19 protein-coding genes are annotated in these 20,141 nt (G+C 47.8%); 10 read left to right on the top strand and 9 right to left on the bottom strand.

The genetic code is table 11. The annotated features are described in order from the left end of the window. The first annotated feature begins 11 nt into the window (after positions 1-11). A complete protein-coding gene (gene asd / locus F459_RS0109785) occupies positions 12-1,046 on the top strand; it encodes an aspartate-semialdehyde dehydrogenase (RefSeq protein ID WP_020612553.1) in 1,035 nt (344 codons plus the stop codon). A 43-nt stretch (positions 1,047-1,089) separates the two neighbouring features. On the opposite strand, the gene F459_RS0109780 is transcribed toward asd, so the two are convergent. Further along, positions 1,090-1,281: a hypothetical protein gene (locus F459_RS0109780; RefSeq protein WP_020612552.1), complete on the bottom strand. Its 192-nt coding sequence runs from the start codon at positions 1,279-1,281 to the stop codon at positions 1,090-1,092. Positions 1,282-1,599: 318 nt separating this feature from the next. Between F459_RS0109780 and F459_RS0109775 the strand changes: the two genes are divergently transcribed. After that, positions 1,600-2,895 (top strand): cyclic nucleotide-binding domain-containing protein, encoded by a 1,296-nt coding sequence (locus F459_RS0109775; protein ID WP_020612551.1) that lies wholly within the window; start codon positions 1,600-1,602, stop codon positions 2,893-2,895. A gap of 2 nt (positions 2,896-2,897) precedes the next feature. On the opposite strand, the gene F459_RS0109770 is transcribed toward F459_RS0109775, so the two are convergent. Continuing rightward, complete coding sequence (locus tag F459_RS0109770; RefSeq protein ID WP_020612550.1) at positions 2,898-3,869, bottom strand: NAD(P)-dependent oxidoreductase; 972 nt, start codon at positions 3,867-3,869, stop codon at positions 2,898-2,900. Between the two features lie 158 nt (positions 3,870-4,027). Here F459_RS0109770 and F459_RS0109765 point away from each other — a divergent pair, with 158 nt between their 5' ends. The 8 genes from F459_RS0109765 (at position 4,028) to F459_RS0109730 (ending at position 12,872) form a co-directional block, all read left to right on the top strand. Then, positions 4,028-5,926, top strand: a complete 1,899-nt coding sequence (locus tag F459_RS0109765) for a phosphoenolpyruvate carboxykinase (GTP) (protein WP_020612549.1) — start codon at positions 4,028-4,030, stop codon at positions 5,924-5,926. A 155-nt stretch (positions 5,927-6,081) separates the two neighbouring features. Then, complete coding sequence (locus F459_RS0109760; RefSeq protein WP_020612548.1) at positions 6,082-7,059, top strand: SIS domain-containing protein; 978 nt, start codon at positions 6,082-6,084, stop codon at positions 7,057-7,059. 27 nt (positions 7,060-7,086) lie between these two features. Further along, positions 7,087-7,947: a PfkB family carbohydrate kinase gene (locus F459_RS0109755; RefSeq protein ID WP_020612547.1), complete on the top strand. Its 861-nt coding sequence runs from the start codon at positions 7,087-7,089 to the stop codon at positions 7,945-7,947. Between the two features lie 100 nt (positions 7,948-8,047). Further along, on the top strand, positions 8,048-9,334 hold the full coding sequence (locus F459_RS0109750) for an ABC transporter substrate-binding protein (RefSeq protein WP_020612546.1): 1,287 nt from the start codon (positions 8,048-8,050) through the stop codon (positions 9,332-9,334). Positions 9,335-9,396: 62 nt separating this feature from the next. Next, entirely contained in the window at positions 9,397-10,272 is an 876-nt protein-coding gene (locus F459_RS0109745; RefSeq protein WP_020612545.1) for a carbohydrate ABC transporter permease, read from the top strand. 1 nt (position 10,273) lies between these two features. Next, complete coding sequence (locus F459_RS0109740) at positions 10,274-11,146, top strand: carbohydrate ABC transporter permease (protein WP_020612544.1); 873 nt, start codon at positions 10,274-10,276, stop codon at positions 11,144-11,146. Between the two features lie 21 nt (positions 11,147-11,167). Beyond that, positions 11,168-12,058, top strand: a complete 891-nt coding sequence (locus F459_RS0109735) for a DMT family transporter (RefSeq protein WP_020612543.1) — start codon at positions 11,168-11,170, stop codon at positions 12,056-12,058. Between the two features lie 94 nt (positions 12,059-12,152). Beyond that, positions 12,153-12,872, top strand: coding sequence for a GntR family transcriptional regulator (locus F459_RS0109730; RefSeq protein WP_020612542.1), 720 nt, complete (start codon positions 12,153-12,155; stop codon positions 12,870-12,872). A gap of 9 nt (positions 12,873-12,881) precedes the next feature. On the opposite strand, the gene F459_RS0109725 is transcribed toward F459_RS0109730, so the two are convergent. The 7 genes from F459_RS0109725 to F459_RS0109695 form a co-directional block, all read right to left on the bottom strand. Then, positions 12,882-13,937 carry a 2-hydroxyacid dehydrogenase gene (locus F459_RS0109725; protein WP_020612541.1) on the bottom strand — a complete coding sequence of 352 codons (1,056 nt, stop codon included), beginning with the start codon at positions 13,935-13,937 and terminating at the stop codon, positions 12,882-12,884. Positions 13,938-13,976: 39 nt separating this feature from the next. Beyond that, positions 13,977-14,798 (bottom strand): acyl-[acyl-carrier-protein] thioesterase, encoded by an 822-nt coding sequence (locus F459_RS0109720; protein ID WP_020612540.1) that lies wholly within the window; start codon positions 14,796-14,798, stop codon positions 13,977-13,979. Positions 14,799-14,904: 106 nt separating this feature from the next. Further along, positions 14,905-16,062, bottom strand: coding sequence for a sodium ion-translocating decarboxylase subunit beta (locus tag F459_RS0109715; RefSeq protein ID WP_020612539.1), 1,158 nt, complete (start codon positions 16,060-16,062; stop codon positions 14,905-14,907). Positions 16,063-16,080: 18 nt separating this feature from the next. Then, positions 16,081-17,877: a biotin/lipoyl-containing protein gene (locus F459_RS0109710; RefSeq protein WP_020612538.1), complete on the bottom strand. Its 1,797-nt coding sequence runs from the start codon at positions 17,875-17,877 to the stop codon at positions 16,081-16,083. A gap of 17 nt (positions 17,878-17,894) precedes the next feature. Further along, a complete protein-coding gene (locus F459_RS0109705; protein ID WP_020612537.1) occupies positions 17,895-18,107 on the bottom strand; it encodes an OadG family transporter subunit in 213 nt (70 codons plus the stop codon). 167 nt (positions 18,108-18,274) lie between these two features. After that, positions 18,275-18,925, bottom strand: a complete 651-nt coding sequence (locus tag F459_RS0109700) for a 2Fe-2S iron-sulfur cluster-binding protein (RefSeq protein ID WP_020612536.1) — start codon at positions 18,923-18,925, stop codon at positions 18,275-18,277. Then, positions 18,916-20,124: an FAD-dependent oxidoreductase gene (locus tag F459_RS0109695; RefSeq protein WP_020612535.1), complete on the bottom strand. Its 1,209-nt coding sequence runs from the start codon at positions 20,122-20,124 to the stop codon at positions 18,916-18,918. The genes F459_RS0109700 and F459_RS0109695 overlap by 10 nt, the downstream gene beginning before the upstream one ends. Positions 20,125-20,141: the final 17 nt, after the last annotated feature.

Raw genomic sequence — 20,141 nt, 5'->3', positions numbered from 1 at the left:
CAGGAGGTTCTATGGATTTTACGCGCGAAAAAAAAATAAAAACGGCGGTCCTTGGGGCTACAGGCGCTGTGGGCCAGGTCTTTATGTGGATGCTTCAGGACCACCCTTGGTTTGAGACCTGCCACATCACAGCCTCCTCTTCCAGAAAGGGCAATCTATATGGGGATGAGGTGCATTGGGTTGTCCCTCAGGAAATTCCTCATTCGATGATGAATCTCGAACTCAACGAGTTGGATATCGACCTCATGAAAAAAGAAGGTATTGAGATCGTTTTTTCCGCAATGCCCGCTGATCTCGCCTCCGAATGGGAGCCCAAGTTACGGGACGCCGGCTTTTTTGTCTTTTCTAATGCCAGCGCAATGCGTTACCAAGAGGATGTACCCATTCTTATCCCTGAGGCCAATCTATCGCAGCTTTCATGGATTGAACGACAGGGGTATCCTTCTAACGGCTTCGTCGTTACCAATGCCAATTGCAGTACCACGGGACTTGCCGTTGCCCTTGCTCCTCTCCGCAAATTTGGTATCAAAGAGGTTACCGTAAGTACCTATCAGTCGGTAAGCGGTGCCGGATATCCGGGACTTTCCGCCTTTGATATTACCGATAACGTTATTCCCTTTATCGGTGGGGAAGAAGAGAAGATGGTGAAGGAGCTTAAGAAAATTCTTGAGATTGATCCCCGAATTTTTCCCTTTTGCGTTAGAGTCCCCGTGATGTTCGGGCATATAGAGTCCGTATGGGTGGAATTCGAGACGAATCCGAGCCCTAAGGATGTTTTACATACCTGGGAAGATTTTATCCTGGTGGATCCTGCGTTACCATCCTCTCCGAAGCATCCCGTTACCTATCTTCCCCAAGAGAACTTCCCCCAGTCAAAGCATGCCTTTTACGGCAATCCCAAGGGGATGGTTGTGTATACCGGACGAATTAAAGAGGAAAGGAACCGTATCGGTTTTATGTTGATGGTCAACAATGTGGTTAAAGGGGCTGCCGGCGGATCAATTCAGAATGCCGAAGCCTTTGTCAGGCGCTATTACGATGCATAAAGCCCCTGTCCTGTGACAAAATCGGACAGGGGCCAACGTTGTGTTACATCTTGCCTTCTTGTCTGAGTAGTTTGATTCCGAGAGTAATCATTCCGAGGGCAATTGCCCTGGTGATCGGCCCGGGGAATGACGCCCCCTTCCCTTGTCGGGAAGCGGGCCTGGAACTTCTGGCCGAGGCCAGGAGTTCCTGCTGTCTGATTTTCGCAAGATGATCCATAAGCCCGTCGTTAAACATGGTGTACCTCCTTGTACATCGATAACGGAGCAAAAAAAAACCGCGGTCCGTAACAGACCGCGGTAAACCGTGCTTATGAAGTTCTCTTTACTGGATTTGCAGACACGGATATGGCGATATGTTTACGAACAAAACAGTCGGACCGGTGAGAATGTGCCGGCACATAACAAACATCTTATCCATATCCGTCTCCTTCCTAAGATTTCTTCTTAGTATGTAAAAAGATACTTAATCTATTACATGAATCCCGTAACTTGTCAAGAAATCATTTCCCCATTACAACTATATAAAGAGGATAAACGAAAAAAGGGGAATAGGATGGGACTCATTGCATTGGTGAACTCCGACAGGACGGTGCTGGGAAAGGTTCGAGGGGCCTTCCGTCGAGGTGGAAAAAATCTCGGATACTCGGTTCGTGTGATTGCTGCCGAGCATAGGGTGCAGGAGTCTTTGAATTATGACTTACCGGAGCTTGTGATGATAAATTGCGGGGATCCGGTTATTCGTTTATCCGCCATTGCGGATCAGGTCAGGAGAGATTCCTGGCTCCACAGCTTCGGTATTATCGGGCTTTACGATTCCTCGAAGCAGGACGAAAAGGCCCTTGCCGAAGAACTTCGGGACCTCAATCTTTTAGTGATGCTTGATTACAGCAGGATCAGGAGCCATCTCTTAAAATGTGTCTCCATTATCATTGAGAACTGGCAACTTATTTTCCAGAAAGAGGTATCCAATCGCCTCGTTGAGAATATGAGCGGTTCTTTCCTTATTGAGAACGATACCCTGGCGGTCCCTATCTATGCGAGCATTCCCGTTACCAACCTGGTTCAGATGGGCTTTTTACATTCCGAGGATAAGATGGGATTACAGCTTGCCCTTTCCGAACTGATTGTCAACGCCATTGAGCATGGCAACTGCGGCATTACCTATGAAGAGAAAAGCGCGGGAATGGCGCATGGCCTGAGCGTGGTCGACCTGGTAATGGAAAAATGTACTGATCCGGAGATCAACAAAAAGCGGGTACGCTTTACCTGGGAAAGCGACAAGAAAAAGACGAAGTTTGTAATCCGGGATGAGGGGCTGGGCTTCGATGTTTCTTCGATGCGCCAAAAGACTGCATCTCAGGACCCCTATGCTTTTCACGGCCGTGGAATAAAGATGGCGGAGTTATTTTGCAGCGAACTTTCCTATAATGACAAAGGAAATGAGGTGAGCTTTACGGTCTACCATTCTGAGGGGGACGGCCGTCAGACCCCGGAAGGGTTCTCGGGAGAAGAGGTCATATGTCCCAGTAAGGGTGATCAAATATTCAGCGAGGGAGAGCAGGGGGATTTCCTTTATTACATCTCCAGCGGCCATTTTTCCGTTTATCACAAGGGACATCAGGTAGGAATCCTGACTCCAGCGGATATATTCATGGGAGAAATGAGCTTTTTGCTGAATAATCGGCGGAGTGCAACCGTCATTGCCGATGAGGATGCCAAGCTGGTAAAGATCAGCCGAAAGTCTTTTGTTGAGGTAATGAAGCACTATCCCTATTACGGCATTTTCCTTTCAAAACTACTTGCCAGGAAGCTTGCCCGTTCGAACGAAGAACGCACGGCCCTTGCCTGAAATCAATACACAAGGGCAAGACATCTCGCCGCCAGCTCGTCGATAAATAGATCCAGATATTCGGGCGCTGCGGCCGAGAGGTGGGGCATGAGATAGGCATTGTTGCAGGCCCTTAGCGGAGATGCTGCAGGCAGTGGTTCCCGTTCAAATACATCGAGGAAGGCCTCTGCTGCTGGGTGCTTTGCTAAATGGTCTATCAATGCCGATTCTTCTATGGCGTTTCCCCTTCCGATATTATAGATTCCGGCGTTATCAGGCAGAAGGGAAAGTTCTTTCTTGCCGATGATCGCATCGGTCTTCCTATCTCCCGGCAAAACGATGAGCAGGTGGTCGGTCCTGGGGAGAATTCGCAGAAAAAGCGATGCCAAAGGTTCCTTTTCTGTTGCAAAAAGCCGATCCTCCGGACCGAACCATACAGGCAGATGCGATATCGGTCTTTGTTTGATACCGGTGACCTTACAGCCGAGTAGTGAGGCCCTGCGGCCTGCTTCGCTGCCAATGGCCCCAAAGCCGAGAATTGTCAGTCTGCTCCCTTTCAAGGTCCGCATCTGTCCGGCAAGCTCCCAGCGGGGCCAGCTTTTTTCCTGTGCGGACTCCTTGCTCATGCTCCGTTCGGCTCTGCAAATTCCTCTGGCATGAGCCAGGAGGTAGCCTATTGCCGTTTCCGCCATCAGAAGGCCGTGGAATCTGCTTCCTTCGAAGATTATATGTCCAGGTGGGGAGATCTCAAAATAATCGAGCCCGGCGGCCGGAGTTTTCAACAGTTGAAGCGACGAAGCAAGGGCAAACCACTCCTGACGAAAAAGCCATGAAGCTATTGCATCGGCCCTTGGCAATGCGGAAACGAAGGCGTCTGCATCACGAACAACTATGATCTTCCATTGGGGTAACGCTTTCTTCAGCCGTATTTCCTGATTGTACGAAAGGTTCCAGCATTCCGTTTCCTTACTTGTAAGCCATACCAATAACGTCATTCCTCCATCCTGAGCTAGGTTAAGGTGGAAGTCAACATCTCTTTAAAGGCGTGTTACTTTTTCTCTTGTAAATAGTTAATACCTTGAAACAAAGGTGAAAAAAAAGGTAAGATATTACGTAGTAAAATACGAACACCTACTATGTAAGGAGAGGTTCTATGAATCCAAAATATGACGATCTGCTGAAAAGCAAGATGAGCGCCGAAAGCTATGCTAAGCTTACCGCACTCAAGAATCAAAAGGTGTACGATTTTGTCGGCGAATTTGCCGAACATTGCGATCCCGCCTCTATTTTCGTCTGTGACGACAGCGAAAAAGATAATCAGTACATTCGTGATCAGGCTCTGGCAAAGGGAGAAGAGCATTCCATGGCCCTCTCCAAGCAGACCATCCACTGGGACGGCTACGGTGATCAGGCCCGGGACAAGGTTAATACCCGTTACATGGTCTATCCCGAAAACCTCGAAAAGATGAAAACCCTCAACTCTGTAGCCTATGATGAGGGCTATAAAGAGATCATGGGCATTGCAAAAGACAACATGAAGGGAAAGGATGCGGTGGTTAAGTTTTTCGCCGAAGGACCTACCGGCAGCGTTTTTACCATCCCCTGTGTCCAGTTTACCGACAGCTGGTACGTTGCTCATTCAGAATCGATCCTCTATCGTACCGCTTATGAGCACTTTCTCAACATGAAAGAGAGTGAGAAAGGCGACTTTTTCCGCTTTATTCATTCTGCCGGAAAGCTCGATGATCGAGGTTGCTCGGTAGATCTCGACAATCGTCGGATCTACATGGACACTCAGAATAACATCGTCTACTCGATGAATGATCAGTATGCCGGAAACTCCGTCGGACTGAAGAAACACTCCATGCGCCTTGCCATCAGTAAATCCGGTAAAGAGGGATGGCTGTGTGAGCACATGTTCGTCATGGCGTGTGTGAACAAAGAGAAGAATAGAAAGACCTATTTTACCGGTGCCTATCCTTCTGCCTGTGGAAAGACCTCCACTGCCATGATTCCCGGCGAGCAGATTGTCGGTGACGATATTGCCTACTTCCGCAACATCAATGGTGAATTCCGGGCCGTAAACGTTGAGTTCGGTATGTTCGGTATCATCAAGGATGTAAACGCCAAAGACGATCCTGTTATCTACGAAAACCTGATGAAGGACCAGGAAGTAATCTTCTCCAACATCCTTCTCGGTAAAGACAAGAAACCCTACTGGCTCGGCCAGGGTGTCGATGCTCCCGACGAGGGGCTTAACCATTTCGGCGAATGGAAGAAGGGTGTAAAGGATGCAAAAGGAAACGAGGTCGGTATCGCACATGGTAACGCCCGCTACACCATGCGCCTTGATTACCTCGACAATATCGACGAGAAGGGGTTCAATGCCAAGGATGGTGTAAAGGTCGAAGGCATCCTGTACGGAGGCCGCGACAGCGACACTACCGTTCCTGTCGAAGAGTCCCCCAACTGGAAGGATGGTATTCTCCTGAAGGCTGCCACCCTGGAATCTGAAACCACTTCCGCAACCCTTGGTGCCGAGGGGGTTCGAAAGCCTTCTCCCATGGCAAACATGGACTTTGTTTCCTATCCTTTGGGCGAATACACCATCAACAATATCAAGTTCGGTGAATCTGTAAAGAACTGTCCCAAGGTGTTCAGCACCAACTACTTCATGAGAGGCCCCAAGGGCGAGTTCATGACCAGCAAGCTTGCCAAGAAGGTGTGGCTCCACTGGGCCGAAGGACGAATCCACGGAGAATACGAGACCTACGATACGCCTACCGGAAAGATTCCTCTGTACAAGGATGTGAAGGAACTTTTCAAGAAGTACCTGGATGAGGACTTCTCCGAGGCCGATTACACCTATCTCTTTACCTTCCGCTGCAGTAAATGGGTCCAGAAGCTCGAACGGACCAAGGCCTTCTATGAAAAGATGGATGCCAATACTCCCAAAGAGATCTACGATTACTGGGATGCGGCCATTGCCAAGATCAATGCGGCAAAAGAGAAGTACGGCGACGAAATCAAGCCGGGAGACTACAAGGGTTAATTCCCTACTTCACTGTTACTATCAACCGCCCTCTTTCGGGGGCGGTTTTTTTATGCCCATTCACCAAAAAGCAGCACGACAGCAATATTGACTTGCAAATAGTAATAATACGTTATAAGATGTCTTTAAACATAATATAACATAAGGAGAGAGTCGTGCTTGAAGAACAAATTATTGCCGATATTTTGAAGGCAAAAAAAGATGTAGGTGGAATCGACAAGGTATTTTTTACCGCCTGTGGTGGATCGATTGCAGCCTTTTATCCCTGTAAGTTCCTTCTGGAGAGCGAAAGCCGAAAACTTAGGAGGATCGGCTACTACTCTGCTAATGAATTTGTCCATGCAACTCCCGCATCGTTGGACAAAAATTCTCTTGTCATTGCCTGTTCTCATCAGGGCACCACACCCGAGACGATTGAAGCCATTAAGCTTGCAAGATCGAAGGGTGCCTCGACCATAGCCTTTAGCTATGCCGAAGGATCGGAAATTACAAAATACGGCGACCGGACAATTATTTATGAATGGGGACCTGCTTCGTCTGAGGCGCAACAGAAAGCCAGTAAGGGACTCAGAATTGCGATTGAGGTCCTCAATCAACTTGAGGGGTGGAAGTATTACGATGCCGCAATGAAGGGATTCGAGGCGCTTGATTCCGTCGTTACCAGGGCCAAAGAGATGGTACGGCCTGCGGCAAGAAAATTTGCACAGGAAAATGCGCTTGAAAAGCTTATCTACACGATCGGCAGCGGAGCAAGTTTTGGTTCCGCATATATCGAGGATATCTGCATTCTAAAAGAGATGCAGTGGATCCATTCCTCAAGCATCCACAGCGGGGAATTTTTTCATGGCCCCCTGGAAATCGCAGATACGCAGACCCCGTTCTTGCTGTTTTTAAGTGAGGGGAGGACTCGCCCTCTTGATGAGCGTGTGCTTTCATTTCTGAAACGTTACGCCGCAAAGATCTACACGATCGATGTTCGGGATTTAGGAATTAATGTAATTGATGATACCGTTTCCGAATATTTTTCTCCTCTTGTGTTGACGAACATTGTTGCCCTTTACAATGAGGAGCTGGCATATATTCGTAAGCATCCATTGATGACCAGACGATACATGTGGAAAGTCAAATATTAACTGAGACGTAAAGGCGAGGGATAAGGCATGCTGAGAGTATTGGGACTCGGAGATAATGTTGTAGACAAATATCGGACGGATCGGATCATGTATCCGGGTGGGAACGCCCTGAATTTCAGCGTATATGCAAAGCACCTGCATTGCCATTCCGCATATATGGGAGTTATAGGGGATGATCTGCCTGCATGGCATATTTTCTCTGTTTTACGTGAACTTGATATTGATATTTCAAGGACAAGAGTAGAAGCCGGAGAAAACGGATTTGCCGAAGTAGAGATTCGCAACGGAGATAGGGTTTTTGTGGGATCCAACAAAGGAGGTGTTGCGAAAACACATCCGATCATACTGAACTATATAGATGACCAATACATAAAAACCTTTGATTTGATTCATACAAGCTGTTTTAGCTATCTTGACGATTTTTTGCCGCACATTAGCTCGTTGAATCCGTATCTATCCTATGATTTTTCGACCAGTTTTACCGCGGAGAGATGCGAAAAGGTTTGTCCTTATATTTTCTCGGCTGCCTTATCCTGTAGCCATTTACCTGATGACGAGATCGATGAGCTCATTACATCCATACAGAAGTTTGGGTGCAAGATTATTATAGCCTCGAAAGGAATGCGTGGAGTCTCTGTTGCCGTAGGTGATCTTCGGATTAATCAGAATGCGATTCCTATACATATCGTCGATTCCATGGGAGCCGGAGATTCCTTGTTAACGGCCTTTTTAGTCCACTCTCTTGAAATTTTGAAGCGCAGGGCCGATGGAAAACACCCTGAGGATATGGAGGAGAGCAAGATCCGGCTCGCCTTGGCCGCAGCCGTTGTTTTTGCGACACAAAATTGCATGAAGCACGGCTCCTTTGGGTACGGATGCCAGTATTGATAGAAAATCAAGGTTTTGAAGGAGGGATACTGAAAAAGATTTTCACAGGCAAAGAAATAAAACCAAAAAGGATGATTCCATCATTCACAGGGAGGTAATTGTGAAAAAGAGAGTGGTATTATTGGCGGTTTTGGTTGTAGTTTTTTCGATCCCGCTTGTGTGGTCGGAAGGTAAACAGGAAGCGAATAGTGGAGATACTATTACCCTTAAGTTGTTTCATCGTTTTCCGGAAGCCAATTACAGTGCTTTCATTGCTCAGGTAATTAAAGAGTATGAAACATCCCACCCGAATGTGCACATTGAAGTGGTATCGGCGGCAAATGCTCCTTACAAGGAAAAACTGAAAGTTGTTCTCGGCTCTGAACAAGGTCCTGATATTTTTTTTGGTTGGGTAGGTGATTTTTCAAATCGATTCATCCGTGAAAATCTGGTCTTGGATCTGACCCCTTATTACGAGGGGGACTCACAATGGCAGAATTATATGATCACCAGTTTGGTCGAACCCTTTTACTACAAGGAAAAACTGTATGGTATGCCCTTTCGGGTAAGCGGTAAAGCCTTCTACTATAACAAAGCACTTTTTAATAAATACGGAATAACGATACCGAAGACCTATAAAGAACTGATAGCCGTCTGCAAAGCCTTTAAAGCCAAAGGCATCACTCCCATCGCATATGGGAACCAAGAGATTTGGCCTTCATCACATTACATTGGTACATTGAATCAGAAAGTTGTAGATAACGAGACCCGCCTACGGGATTACAATCCGGAGACGGGGAGCTTTACTGATCCCGGATATGTCAGGGCGTTAGAACTGTATCAAGAACTTATGCAGTATGTAAATGATTATCCCAACGGATTGTCCCATGAGATGGCCCGACAAAGCTTCGCGAATCAGGAAACCGCGATGATGTATATGGAAACAATTGAGGTGAATTACCTTGAAGATGCTATGACAACACCCTTTAAATATGGGATGTTTCCATTTCCTGCCGTTATCGATGGTAAGGGTGATCAGGGATATATTACAGGTGCTCCAGAGGGGTTCTGGTGTTCGAGTAAGACGAAATATCCCGATGAGGCTGTGGCATTTCTTAAATACCTGACAGGCCCGGAGGTCGGGAAAAAGCAGATTAGAGAGATTCGCTGGTTCAACGGGACAAAGGGGCAAATTGACGGCTCATTTACCGATGAGCCGATCCGCGATGCATACAACATGATTCTTAATGCTTCCGGGCTTGCCTATTGGCTTGATAATGATCTCCACGCGAAATTGGTAGACAGATATCTTACCGGTGTATCTGAGCTGACAAACGGAGATATCACGCCGGAAGCCCTTATGAAGGATATTCAGGATCTGGCAAAGATCGTCAGATCGGAATTTTAGTTTGTAATTCAATATACGGGTACCGAGTATTGTGGCATGCCCGGTACCTCTTTGAGGTTTTCATGAAAGTCAAACAATCGACACCATATCTGTATGTACTTCCCGGTCTACTGCTTGTTATGGGCTTTGTCTATATTCCTGTTTTTGCAAACTTTGTGTACAGCTTTTTTTCTTTGAGTTCCTATTCCCGAGGGATGACATGTGTCGGGCTAAAAAACTATCAGAGGTTATGTACTGATCCGATCATTCTGGTTATTTTACGGAATAATATTCTCTATGTTCTTATTTCCTTAATTGTCCAGGTAGGATTCGGTACCTTCCTTGCTATCTTAATTGAGTCGAAGTTATGCGGTCCGTTACGTGTTTTGTATCGGAACGTTTTCTTTTTTCCAGCCCTGATGTCCTTGACTGCGGTTGGTTTGCTGTGGCAATTTGTGTATACACCTAAGATGGGATTATTGAATTCCCTACTCAGGAGTATCGGTCTCGATTCCCTGCAGCATGCATGGCTTGGCGAGGGCCAGATAGCAATCTTCGCAATCATAGCCATGAGTCAGTGGCAATTTACCGGATATATCACAATATTGATGATTGTCGCGATTCAAAAGGTTCCTCAGGAGTACTATGAAGCCGCCCGAATCGACGGGGCGAATTCTTTTCAGCGCGTTATCAATATCACGATACCTTCTGTGAAAGAGCAACTTGTCGTTTGTTCTATTATTACCATCATCGGTGCATTTAAGCTCTTCACCGAAGTGTATGTCACTACCTCAGGTGGACCGGGCAACAGTACTCAGGTTTTAGGGACATATCTGTATCAGCAAGCCTTTCTCTATGATGATCTTGGTATGGCCGCATCCGTCGGCATAGTCATTTTAATCATAACGTTTACTATTTCGTTGTTGAATCTACGCATAGCAAGGTCGGGGGAGGAGTAGTATGGAGTCGACCAAAGATTTTCGTGTTATTCCTTCTTGGAGCGTGCAAAAGCGAAAGAGTCTGTTACTTGGTATAGCATTACATGTCCTGATGCTTTTGCTTGTGGTGTTGGTTCTTCTTCCTTTTGGGTGGATGATCATCAATTCACTTAAAACGAACAATCAATTATTTCTCAACTCTTTGTCCCTTCCTGAGGGACTCCATTTTGAAAACTATCAAAACGCGTGGATTCAAGGACTATCCGCCTATTACAAGAACTCGATTGTCGTCAGTTCCGTCTCCCTGATCCTGATTGTTATGGTCAGTGCTTTGACAGCCTATGGAATCAGCAGATTTTCCTTTAAAGGCAACAGGCTTATTTTCTTTATCATTCTTGGAGGAATGACCCTTTCAGAACAGGTCGCCCTGGTTCCTCTGTTTAAGATGCTTACAAAACTTGGCATGTATAATACCTATGCGGCATTGATTCTTCCCTATATTGCTTTCAGAATACCGTTTTCGACATTTCTCATACGGGCCTACATGCTGTCGATTCCCGGAGAGCTGGAGGATGCCGCCTACATTGACGGATACAATAGCTGGCAGGTTTTTAAAAGCATCATCATTCCTTTGAGTAAACCCATACTCGCTTCCTGTGCGTTGGTAAACCTCCAGTTTGTCTGGAATGAGTTTATGTTTGCCTTGGTGTTCATTGAGGATATAAAAAAGATGACCATTCCTGTTGGCCTTATGGCATTCAAAGGACAGCTCCGTATTGATTATGTAGTACTTTTATCCGGAATCATCATCGCAACACTTCCGATGATTGTTGTCTTTATGCTTCTTCAGAAACACTTTATCCGAGGGCTCACCTCTGGAGCCGTAAAAGGATAAGGTAATACAAGAGCAAAGAGCATGGAACAAAGAGAACACAGGACTCCTGCTGCAACAAAAGGGGTGTTGCAGGTCCTTTTTGCAGCACTACTGTGGAGTACCTCCGGGGTTGTTGTAAGAGGGATTAAAACACTCCCTTTTATCTATCTTTTGTATCGGAATAGCCTTACGGCAGCCATTTTGTGGCCCTTTTGCGGAGGGCACAAGCTAAAACAAATCAGATCTGCTTGGAAACCCCTGGTGGTGGTAAGCCTTAGCTATTCCCTTTATGTAGGGGGCTTTGTCATTGCAACTCGGCTCTTGGGGGCTGCCACCGCTATTGCTATGCAATATACTGCTCCCGTCTATCTTTTCATCTTTTATCTTTTTCGAAATCGATATATTTCGATACGGCAGGAATACCCGAAACTACTCATGCTATGTGGTGTTGTTATGAATGCCATTGCAACGATTCGGGATTTTTCTTTTCCCATGCTGCTACCGGCATTCTGTTGCGGAATCGGTTTTGCTCTTTTTACCAGAGCCATGAAACGCCTTGCCGATCTTGATACCTTTTTTGTGGTAGCGGTGGTTAATGCTGCCAGTGCACTCGTTTTTTTCCTGCTTGCACATCCTTATGATAATTATCATGTACTTCTTATTACAAAAGATGAGCTTTTCATCATTTTTTTTGCCTCTGTAACGGTAAATGTGGTTTCCTATATCCTGTTCGGGCTTGGGATCAAGAGCATTTCCTCTTTGGAAGCTTCTTGTATCACTTTGATTGAGCCTGTGATGAATCCCCTTTGGGTCCTGCTTATATTGGGAGAGGCTCCTTCATTGACAGATGTTCTCTTTTTATTGATCATCATTGTATCGTTATTGCTTGAAGTGGTACTGGTATTCAGGCATGATAACCACCAATATTCGTAACACCAACTGCACACACCGACAACAATAGCTTTTTATGGGATATTTGGGTACACTACATATTAGGTAATTTCGACAAAGAAAAGGATTTAGGAATATGGACGATATAAGTAAGTCCAATAGTGTGCCTCTGTATGAACAAATTGTTCAGGTGATACGAAAAAGAATTGCAGATGGAACATACGCTTACGATACTCGCATACCGTCGGAAACGGAGTTGAGCAAAGAGTTTGATGTCAGCAGGATTACTGTGCGTAACTCGATAAATAAGCTTGTAGAAGAGCATCTATTGGTCAAAAAGCAGGGGAAAGGCACCTTTGTCATTAATAAGAAAATAGAACGTAATATTGAAGAGTTTATGGGCTTTTCCGATATCTGCCAGCTTAAAAACATGATTCCCTCCGCACGGGTTATCAGCGTGAAAATGATTAATCCGGATGATATTGATACGGACGTCCTCAATGCTTCTCCGGATCAGAAGATCATTGAAGTGATTAGAGTTCGCTATGCCGATGATGAACCTGTCATTATCGAATATCTTCATTTTACGCAGGAGTTTTTGTTTCTGCTCAAAGAGAATTTGGAAGAATCACTCTATGGGATATTGCGTGAGAGAGGAATTGTACCCCAAAAGGCTACAAAGATCATCGAGTTGTGTTATGCTTCGCCCAATGAGGCGGAACTTTTGGGAATTAAGAATAAGAGTGCACTCATTCTTATGGAAGACTATGTGTATGACGGCAATAGCAGACCTATCCATCGATGCAGACAGCTGATTCGGGGAGACCGCTTTAAATTTGTTATTCCAGTGACATAACCTTACGGCTTAAAAACAGCGGCCTGCCTTCTCTTTTCTGCATTCCGGTTCATTACAACGATAGCAAATTTCGTTTTCAAGTGCTTCTCCGGCAAACCATGCATCCAGGTTGGATAGGGTGGTGGAGGCAATCTTCCTGAGTGCTTCTTCCGTGAAGAAGGCCTGATGACTGGTAACCAGTACGTTGGGAAGCGTAAGCAGTCGGGCGAGACGATCATCATCGAGGGCCTCATTTGAGAGATCTTCGAAAAAGTATTCACCCTCTTCTTCGTAGACATCGAGTCCGGCGGATCCTATCCGTTTCTCCCTCAGCCCGTCGAGAAGGGCGTCGGTATCTACCAACTGCCCTCGGCTGGTGTTGATAATCATTACCGAGGGTTTCATCCGGGAGATTGCATCGTGGTTGATGAGATGGTGTGTATCCGGTGTCAGTGGACAATGGAGGCTGATGATATCGCTTTCTCCATATAATTCTTCGAGATTGTGATAAGTAAATCCGATCTCCTCGGCGGCTTTTTCGTTTGGAAAGGCATCATAAGCGACAACCCGCATGCCGAAGCCTTTTAGAATTGATATTAAGGTGCGCCCGATTTTTCCTGTCCCGATAACACCTGCCGTTTTTCCGTTCATATCAAATCCGAGGAAACCGTTGATGGAAAAGTTGTTGTCACGGGTTCGGTAATAGGCTCTGTGAAGTTTTCTATTTAGGCTAAGCATCATGGCAACGGCATGTTCGGCAACGGCATAGGGTGAGTAAGCAGGGACTCGAAGAATGTGAACCCTCTCCCAGGCAGCCTGGAGATCCACATTGTTGTAGCCTGCACTCCGCAGCGCGACCACCGGCACCTCGGCTTTGACAAGACGGTCTAAAACAGGCTTTGAAAGGTCGTCGTTCACAAAGGCACAGACGGCATCAACCCCTTCTACAAGGTGAGCTGTTCTTCGAGAGAGACGTTCAGGTATGTAGTTGATCTCGTACGACGCTTTCTCATTGTTCGCCAGATCGAAAAAGTGGCGATCATAGGGCTTTGTATCAAAAAACGCAACGCGAAGTTTCTTTTTCATACTATAACAGTAGTGAATAAAAAAGCGAAAGGCAAGTCGCTATCGATCGTTCCATTCGCTTATTGCGTTTGCAAGGGCTATCCCGGCTTCCTTATCGGATACGACGTGGATGAAGCCCTTGTCGTAGGGGGTGACCGCTGAAACCACGGTATGCCCGTAGCCTGTCTCTTGCACAAAGTTGCCCTCGATATAGGTAAGCTTTTTCGATTCATACCACTGCTGCGGTATGGCTTCCGTGGCCCACTCCAGGTAACGCACATTATTTACATGCCGATTTGTATCGATATCTCCTCTGCGGACCATAAACTCCATCTTGAATTCAAATTCTTCATGTTCTTGGAGCTGCTTACTCATCGGTCGGTCCAATGCCTTTACCTGATTCAAGGGCCACCCCTGGATGAAAGCATCGATGATTCGGCAGGGGCGTCGCTTTTTTATATCGATGAAGACCCAATCCCCGCGACAGTATCCGATAAGGGTTCCTGTCGAATCGATAATATGGTATTCACGCCATGCATGGACTGCCGACCGCTCGCTTAGCCATGTTTCTATCGTGATTGTCTCTCCATAACGGGGATAACGTTTCATTTCCATTTGCCCTCTGGCCAGCATCCAGATGAACCCCTCTTCCAACAATAACGGAATTGGCTTTCCAATGGCGGCACAATGGCCCGCGGCCGCATTTTCTGCATAGTGAAGAACTGCAGCCGGCGTGAGTTCAAAGTCGAAACCGACATCATAGTAGGGGACGGTTATCTGGGTGGTGAATAAGGGAAAAACTTTTGGGGTTTCCGAAGGTTTTTGCTCAGGACAAGCCTTTGCACCTTTTTTATTAAATTTAAAAAAACAACTCAAGCTCATATCCTAAGTTACTATTACAATGGAGAAATGACAACAAAAGGCTGACCAAGATTACTTCTCGGTCAGCCCCATCTAATGACTAAATTTGCTTGAAATACTACGTATATCAACCGCCCATCATCACAGGGACAATGGAAAGCAGAACACCGGCCGCAACGGCGGATCCGATAACACCGGCAACATTCGGCCCCATGGCGTGCATCAAAAGGTAGTTCTGGGGGTTTGCTTCTTTTCCTACCTTGTTGGCAACTCTGGCGGCCATCGGTACTGCGGATACACCGGCGGCACCGATGAGGGGATTGATCGGGTGCTTCTTGCTGAGCTTATTCATCAACTTTGCAAGCAGCACACCTGCGGCTGTCCCGATTGAGAAGGCAATAAGCCCAAGGATGAGAATCCCGAGGGTTTCAAAATTGAGAAACTTATCGGCCTGAAGTTTGGAACCTACGGTAAGTCCCAGCATGATGGTGACAATATTCATCAGTTCGTTTTGTGCAGCATTGGAGAGCCTTTCGGTAACCATAGACTCCTTGAGCAGGTTCCCGAACATCAACATACCAATAAGCGGTGTGGCACTGGGCAGAAGAATGATGCAGATACCGAGAACGGCAATGGGGAAAAGAATCTTTTCCTTCTTTGAAACCGGCCTGAGCTGTTCCATCTTGATGGATCGTTCTTCCTTGGTGGTAAGCAATTTCATGATGGGCGGCTGTATGATCGGCACCAGGGCCATGTAACTGTAGGCTGCTACGGCAATGGCCCCCAATAATCGCGGCGATAACTGACTTGCGAGAAAAATGGAGGTTGGTCCATCGGCTCCGCCGATGATTCCGATTGCCGCCGCATCGGAAAGATTAAATCCGAAAATCGGAAGGGTTCCCAATGCCAAGGCTCCGAGCAGAGTAGTGAAGATTCCAAACTGTGCGGCCGCCCCGAGCAGGGCCGTCTTCGGGTTTGCAATCAGCGGGCCGAAATCGGTCATTGCTCCGACACCCATAAAAATGAGCAGAGGGAAAATACCGGTATCTATACCGACGCCGTATATCATGCCGATAAATCCGGTATGCTCGGCGATCCCCGCAAGGGGAATATTGGCAAGTATGCCGCCGAAACCGATCGGCAACAACAGAAGGGGTTCGAATTTCTTGTTGATGGCCAGAAAGATGAGCAGGCAGCCGACCAGGATCATGATAACTTGGCCGACTTCAAAATTTACGAGCCCCGTGGATATCCATAGATTGTGCAAAGCACTTCCTAAATTCATAGCTACCTCGTTTCTTTCTTAGGAGATGACGGCCAGGATGTCGCCCGCTTTCATTTGATCGCCCTGCTTAACCGGAATTTCCGTAATGGTTCCGGAACAGGGTGCGTGAATTTCGGTTTCCATCTTCATGGCTTCGAGAACAAGAAGCAACTCACCCTCTTCAATGGTGTCGCCAACCTCTTTCTCGATGCGGAGTACCAGGCCGGGCATGGGGGCTTCGACATTCTGTCCTGCTCCGCCGGCTGCCGGTGTTCCTGCATCCGTTCCCTCGCCCACTTCAACGGTGTAGCTTTTGCCGTTGACAAGGGCGGTATTCCCTTCGAGCTTGACGTTGAACCGTTTGCCGCCCACGTTGACGGTATAGTTTCCGGCTCCCGATTTAGCCTCTCCTCCGGCTGCCTTCGCGGCCTTCGGATCGATCTTTCGTACGTTGACCTTGGCTTCTCCCTTGAGAAACTGAATTCCTTTTTCCTTACAGGCTGCGGCAATGAAGATATTTTCGTCACTCATCGGCAGTTTCGCCTCTTCGAGCATCTTCTTTGCGGCTCCTATGCCCTTGGAAGGATCTTCATCATTGATGTCCACCGGGATTCTGGTTGTGGGTTCCAGTCCCAGCTGCTCGCTAGCAAGCTTAACGATTTCAGGGTCCGGTGCGACCGGAGTCTTTCCAAAATATCCAAGAACCATCTTCCCGTAGCCGTCCGCAATCTTTTTCCAAGGGCCTACCATCACGTTATTGAAGGCCTGCTGGAAATAGAACTGACTGACTGGGGTAACGGATGTTCCGTAGCCACCTTTCATGACGACTTCGCCCATGGCTGCTGCAACCTCAGAGTATTTATCCAGGATGCCGTTATCGCGCATCATCTGGGTGTTGGCGGTAAGGGCTCCTCCCGGCATGGGGCTGAAAGGAATCAGCGGTTCGACAGCGGTTGCCTCAGGTGGAACAAAATAATCCTTCATGCACTCCTTGAAGACGGCTTCGGCCTTTCGTACCTTTTCGATATCGATGCCGAGATCGTACTCGGTTCCCCGAAGGGCGTGCCACATGGTGATGATGTCGGGCTGACAAGTCCCGCCCGATACGGGTGCCATGGAAAGATCGACCTGATTTGCACCGGCATCCAATGCGGCCTTGTAAGCCAATATGCTTGTTCCTGCGGTTTCATGGCTGTGGAACACTATGTGGGCATCCGCACCGAGCATTGCCCGTGCCTGTTTGATGGTTTCGTAGACCTTGCTGGGGACGCTTGTTCCCGATGCATCTTTGAAACAGATGCTATCGAACTTGATACCGGCATCGAGTATCTGTTTCAAAACAGTCATGTAGAATTCCGGTGTGTGGGCACCTTTTGCTCCCGGAGGAAGTTCCATCATGGTGACGGTCACTTCGTGTTTCAGACCGGCATCAACGATACATTGGCCGGAATAGATCAGGTTGTTGACGTCGTTGAGGGCGTCGAAGTTCCTGATGGTGGTCATTCCGTGCTTTTTGAACATCTTTGCATGAAGATTGATGATATCTCTCGACTGACTGTCCAGCCCGACGACATTCACCCCCCTCGCAAGGGTCTGGAGGTTGGCATCTGGTCCCGCCGCCTGGCGAAACTGATCCATCATGTCGAATGCATCTTCATTACAATAAAAATAGAGGCTTTGAAAACGGGCTCCGCCGCCTGCCTCGAAGTGGGTAATTCCTGCATCAACGGCCGCTTCGACCGCGGGAAGGAAGTCTTTGGTCAGCACTCGTGCTCCGAAAGCCGATTGGAAACCGTCTCGGAAGGCCGTTACCATAAAATCTACGCGCTTTTTCATGAAATCCCCTTTAACCTTTAACTGTTGTGGTATGCTGCCGCCGAAGCGATGGCTGCAAGAATGTCAGCCTCTCCTGCCCTTTGTGTCTTCGGTTGGACCTCTTCCTCTTTATCAGGAAAAAACCGATTAACAACAAAGGAAAGCAACTTCATGACGTACACTAGTAGTACCAATAATACAAATACTACTGCCATACCCACGACCATGAGCGTTAAACCTTGTCCTATCACATATTGCTCCTTGGTAGGTTGTTCTTTGTGTGTTACCCCTAGAAATCTTTACTATTCAAGGGATTAATACCTGAGCCTACTATAGCTGGTAGGCAAGGATGCTTTCAAGAGGTACTTGTGGTGATGAGATGGCTTTTCTTGATGTGTGGTTTGGAAAGTCGCAGGTATCAGAGCAAATTTCGAAGCTCTCGAATCCTTCGGCCGGGTGCGACACGCTGAGGACAAACCCTGCTGCATGCAAAGTGCTCTTGGCATGCTGGAACAGCGTCGCTCTCTCCTGCCCGCGACAACAGATTTTTCCGTTCCTCTTCCGCTTTTGCATCCAGGCTTTCAAGTCTGCGATGGAGAAAGGCAAGCGGGGCCGGTCCCTGAAAGGGTTCGGTCACTGGACAGGCGGACATGCAGGCTCCGCATTCGATACAATCTTCAAATCGTCTTCCGTCTCTTTCGCTTCGGCGGAGGTAACGCCATGTTTCATCCGTTTTTTCAAACAACGGGGACATATCGACCACCAGATCCCTAATCCGGGGAAAACCATTCAGGGGACGTATCTCAATGCGCGAGGCGGCTTGGAATTCCGAAACAGAGGTTCTGCAGGCAAGGCGTTCCGTACCGTCGATGATACAGGCACAGGTACCGCAGGAGCCATGATGACAGGAGTGGCGGAAAAGCAGCGATGCATCCTCAAGGCCCGCTTTCATCAGAAGATCAAGAATGGTATCCGATTCTTTGGCAGTGAAGTGAAAGTCCGAGAATTCTTCGTCTCTACTTTCTGTTATCGGCCCGATACCTCGAAAAATTCGTAAGCTTATATCCATGAGAATTTCCTTTCAGATTCCTGTTCTTTTAAGAGTCGATAAAAGCGGCGATAGGGGGGGAGTTTTTCTTGATCCGAAGACCCCGGTCTCTCCTCTCCGATGTAGGAGCAGACTTGGTCTGCCACGATCTCTCCCATTGCCCGCAGGACCGTGGCCTTACCACCGACCAGACTGAAGAGCCCTGCCGCTCCCTCTTCTTTATGATGAACACAATCGAAGTCTCTTGAAAGGGCCCGTGCCGCTTTTACCTCATACGCCCGTTTCGCCAAAGGCCGTGCAGCGCTCCATGCAGCGCGAAACGGAGCGGACGAGAAGGCGGGAATCATCTCATCCGCAAGGCGAAGCATACGTGGTATCTCTTCAGGGGGTGTTTCGATTCGATCGGGATCATCGGTGATCCATTGGGTGGTTCCTATGATCGAAAAGGAGCGTTGGGGCACGATAATGTCGCCATCGTTGGGCGGCCTGAGTCTGCTTATGACCTTGTCTGCAAAACGTCCCTGGACCGCTACCATGGTACCCGGACTGGGTGTCACCTCCATATCCAATCCTGCAAGAGCGGCAATCTTTCCGACCCAGGGGCCTCCCGCATTGATAACGACGTCGGCTTCGATCTTATGTTCTTTATTGGTCATGCGATCCAGTACCCGGACGGCGGAAACCGAACCGCCGGATGTCTCAATGCCGATAACGTTTGCATAACGAAAAAGTTTTGCACCATGCTCCATGGCCGATGCAAAAAATGCCGCAGGAAGTCTCCAGGCATCGAAGGAGCCGTCTGCTGGCACCGTGACGGCACATCGTACCGTCTGTGAAAGTGCCGGTTCGATCTCCCTTGCCTGCTTGCCCGAAATCAGTTCCGTCCGGATATCTGCTTCGGCACACGCGCTCCGAAACTGAGACGCGTAATCGGCCTCTTCATCGGTGACCGCAACGAAGAGGCCCCCGTTGTCCTCGATCAAGTCGGGGGCAATGCGTCTGAGAATTTCGGTTTCCCGCAGGCATTCTCTGGCGATTTCTCTATCACCCACGGCATACCGGGCCCCCGAATGGAGCTGACCATGGTGTCTTCCCGTGGTGCCGCCGGTGAACTCATCTCGCTCCAGCAGGAGTACTGAGTGGCCTCGCAGCCCGAGATCTCGTGCGACAGCGGCTCCCGTTCCTCCTCCACCTATGATAACGATTCGTTTCTGATCCACGATATTCCTACCTTTTG

It is taken from the genome of Sediminispirochaeta bajacaliforniensis DSM 16054 (assembly GCF_000378205.1).
Taxonomy (GTDB): domain Bacteria; phylum Spirochaetota; class Spirochaetia; order DSM-16054; family Sediminispirochaetaceae; genus Sediminispirochaeta; species Sediminispirochaeta bajacaliforniensis.
The sequence above is the reverse complement of the archived record's forward strand: the minus strand, read 5'-3'. Positions and strand labels throughout refer to the sequence as shown.

Excerpts from the sequence above, each read along its gene's own strand:
- F459_RS0109700 (WP_020612536.1), bottom strand. The coding sequence starts at position 18,925 with ATGGATATAAGCTTACGAATTTTTCGAGGTATCGGGCCGATAACAGAA.
- F459_RS0109775 (WP_020612551.1), top strand. The coding sequence starts at position 1,600 with ATGGGACTCATTGCATTGGTGAACTCCGACAGGACGGTGCTGGGAAAG.
- F459_RS0109755 (WP_020612547.1), top strand. The coding sequence starts at position 7,087 with ATGCTGAGAGTATTGGGACTCGGAGATAATGTTGTAGACAAATATCGG.
- F459_RS0109765 (WP_020612549.1), top strand. The coding sequence starts at position 4,028 with ATGAATCCAAAATATGACGATCTGCTGAAAAGCAAGATGAGCGCCGAA.
- F459_RS0109725 (WP_020612541.1), bottom strand. The coding sequence starts at position 13,937 with ATGAAAAAGAAACTTCGCGTTGCGTTTTTTGATACAAAGCCCTATGAT.
- F459_RS0109745 (WP_020612545.1), top strand. The coding sequence starts at position 9,397 with ATGAAAGTCAAACAATCGACACCATATCTGTATGTACTTCCCGGTCTA.
- F459_RS0109715 (WP_020612539.1), bottom strand. The coding sequence starts at position 16,062 with ATGAATTTAGGAAGTGCTTTGCACAATCTATGGATATCCACGGGGCTC.
- F459_RS0109710 (WP_020612538.1), bottom strand. The coding sequence starts at position 17,877 with ATGAAAAAGCGCGTAGATTTTATGGTAACGGCCTTCCGAGACGGTTTC.
- asd (WP_020612553.1), top strand. The coding sequence starts at position 12 with ATGGATTTTACGCGCGAAAAAAAAATAAAAACGGCGGTCCTTGGGGCT.
- F459_RS0109720 (WP_020612540.1), bottom strand. The coding sequence starts at position 14,798 with ATGAGCTTGAGTTGTTTTTTTAAATTTAATAAAAAAGGTGCAAAGGCT.
- F459_RS0109780 (WP_020612552.1), bottom strand. The coding sequence starts at position 1,281 with ATGTTTAACGACGGGCTTATGGATCATCTTGCGAAAATCAGACAGCAG.
- F459_RS0109740 (WP_020612544.1), top strand. The coding sequence starts at position 10,274 with ATGGAGTCGACCAAAGATTTTCGTGTTATTCCTTCTTGGAGCGTGCAA.
- F459_RS0109770 (WP_020612550.1), bottom strand. The coding sequence starts at position 3,869 with ATGACGTTATTGGTATGGCTTACAAGTAAGGAAACGGAATGCTGGAAC.
- F459_RS0109735 (WP_020612543.1), top strand. The coding sequence starts at position 11,168 with ATGGAACAAAGAGAACACAGGACTCCTGCTGCAACAAAAGGGGTGTTG.
- F459_RS0109730 (WP_020612542.1), top strand. The coding sequence starts at position 12,153 with ATGGACGATATAAGTAAGTCCAATAGTGTGCCTCTGTATGAACAAATT.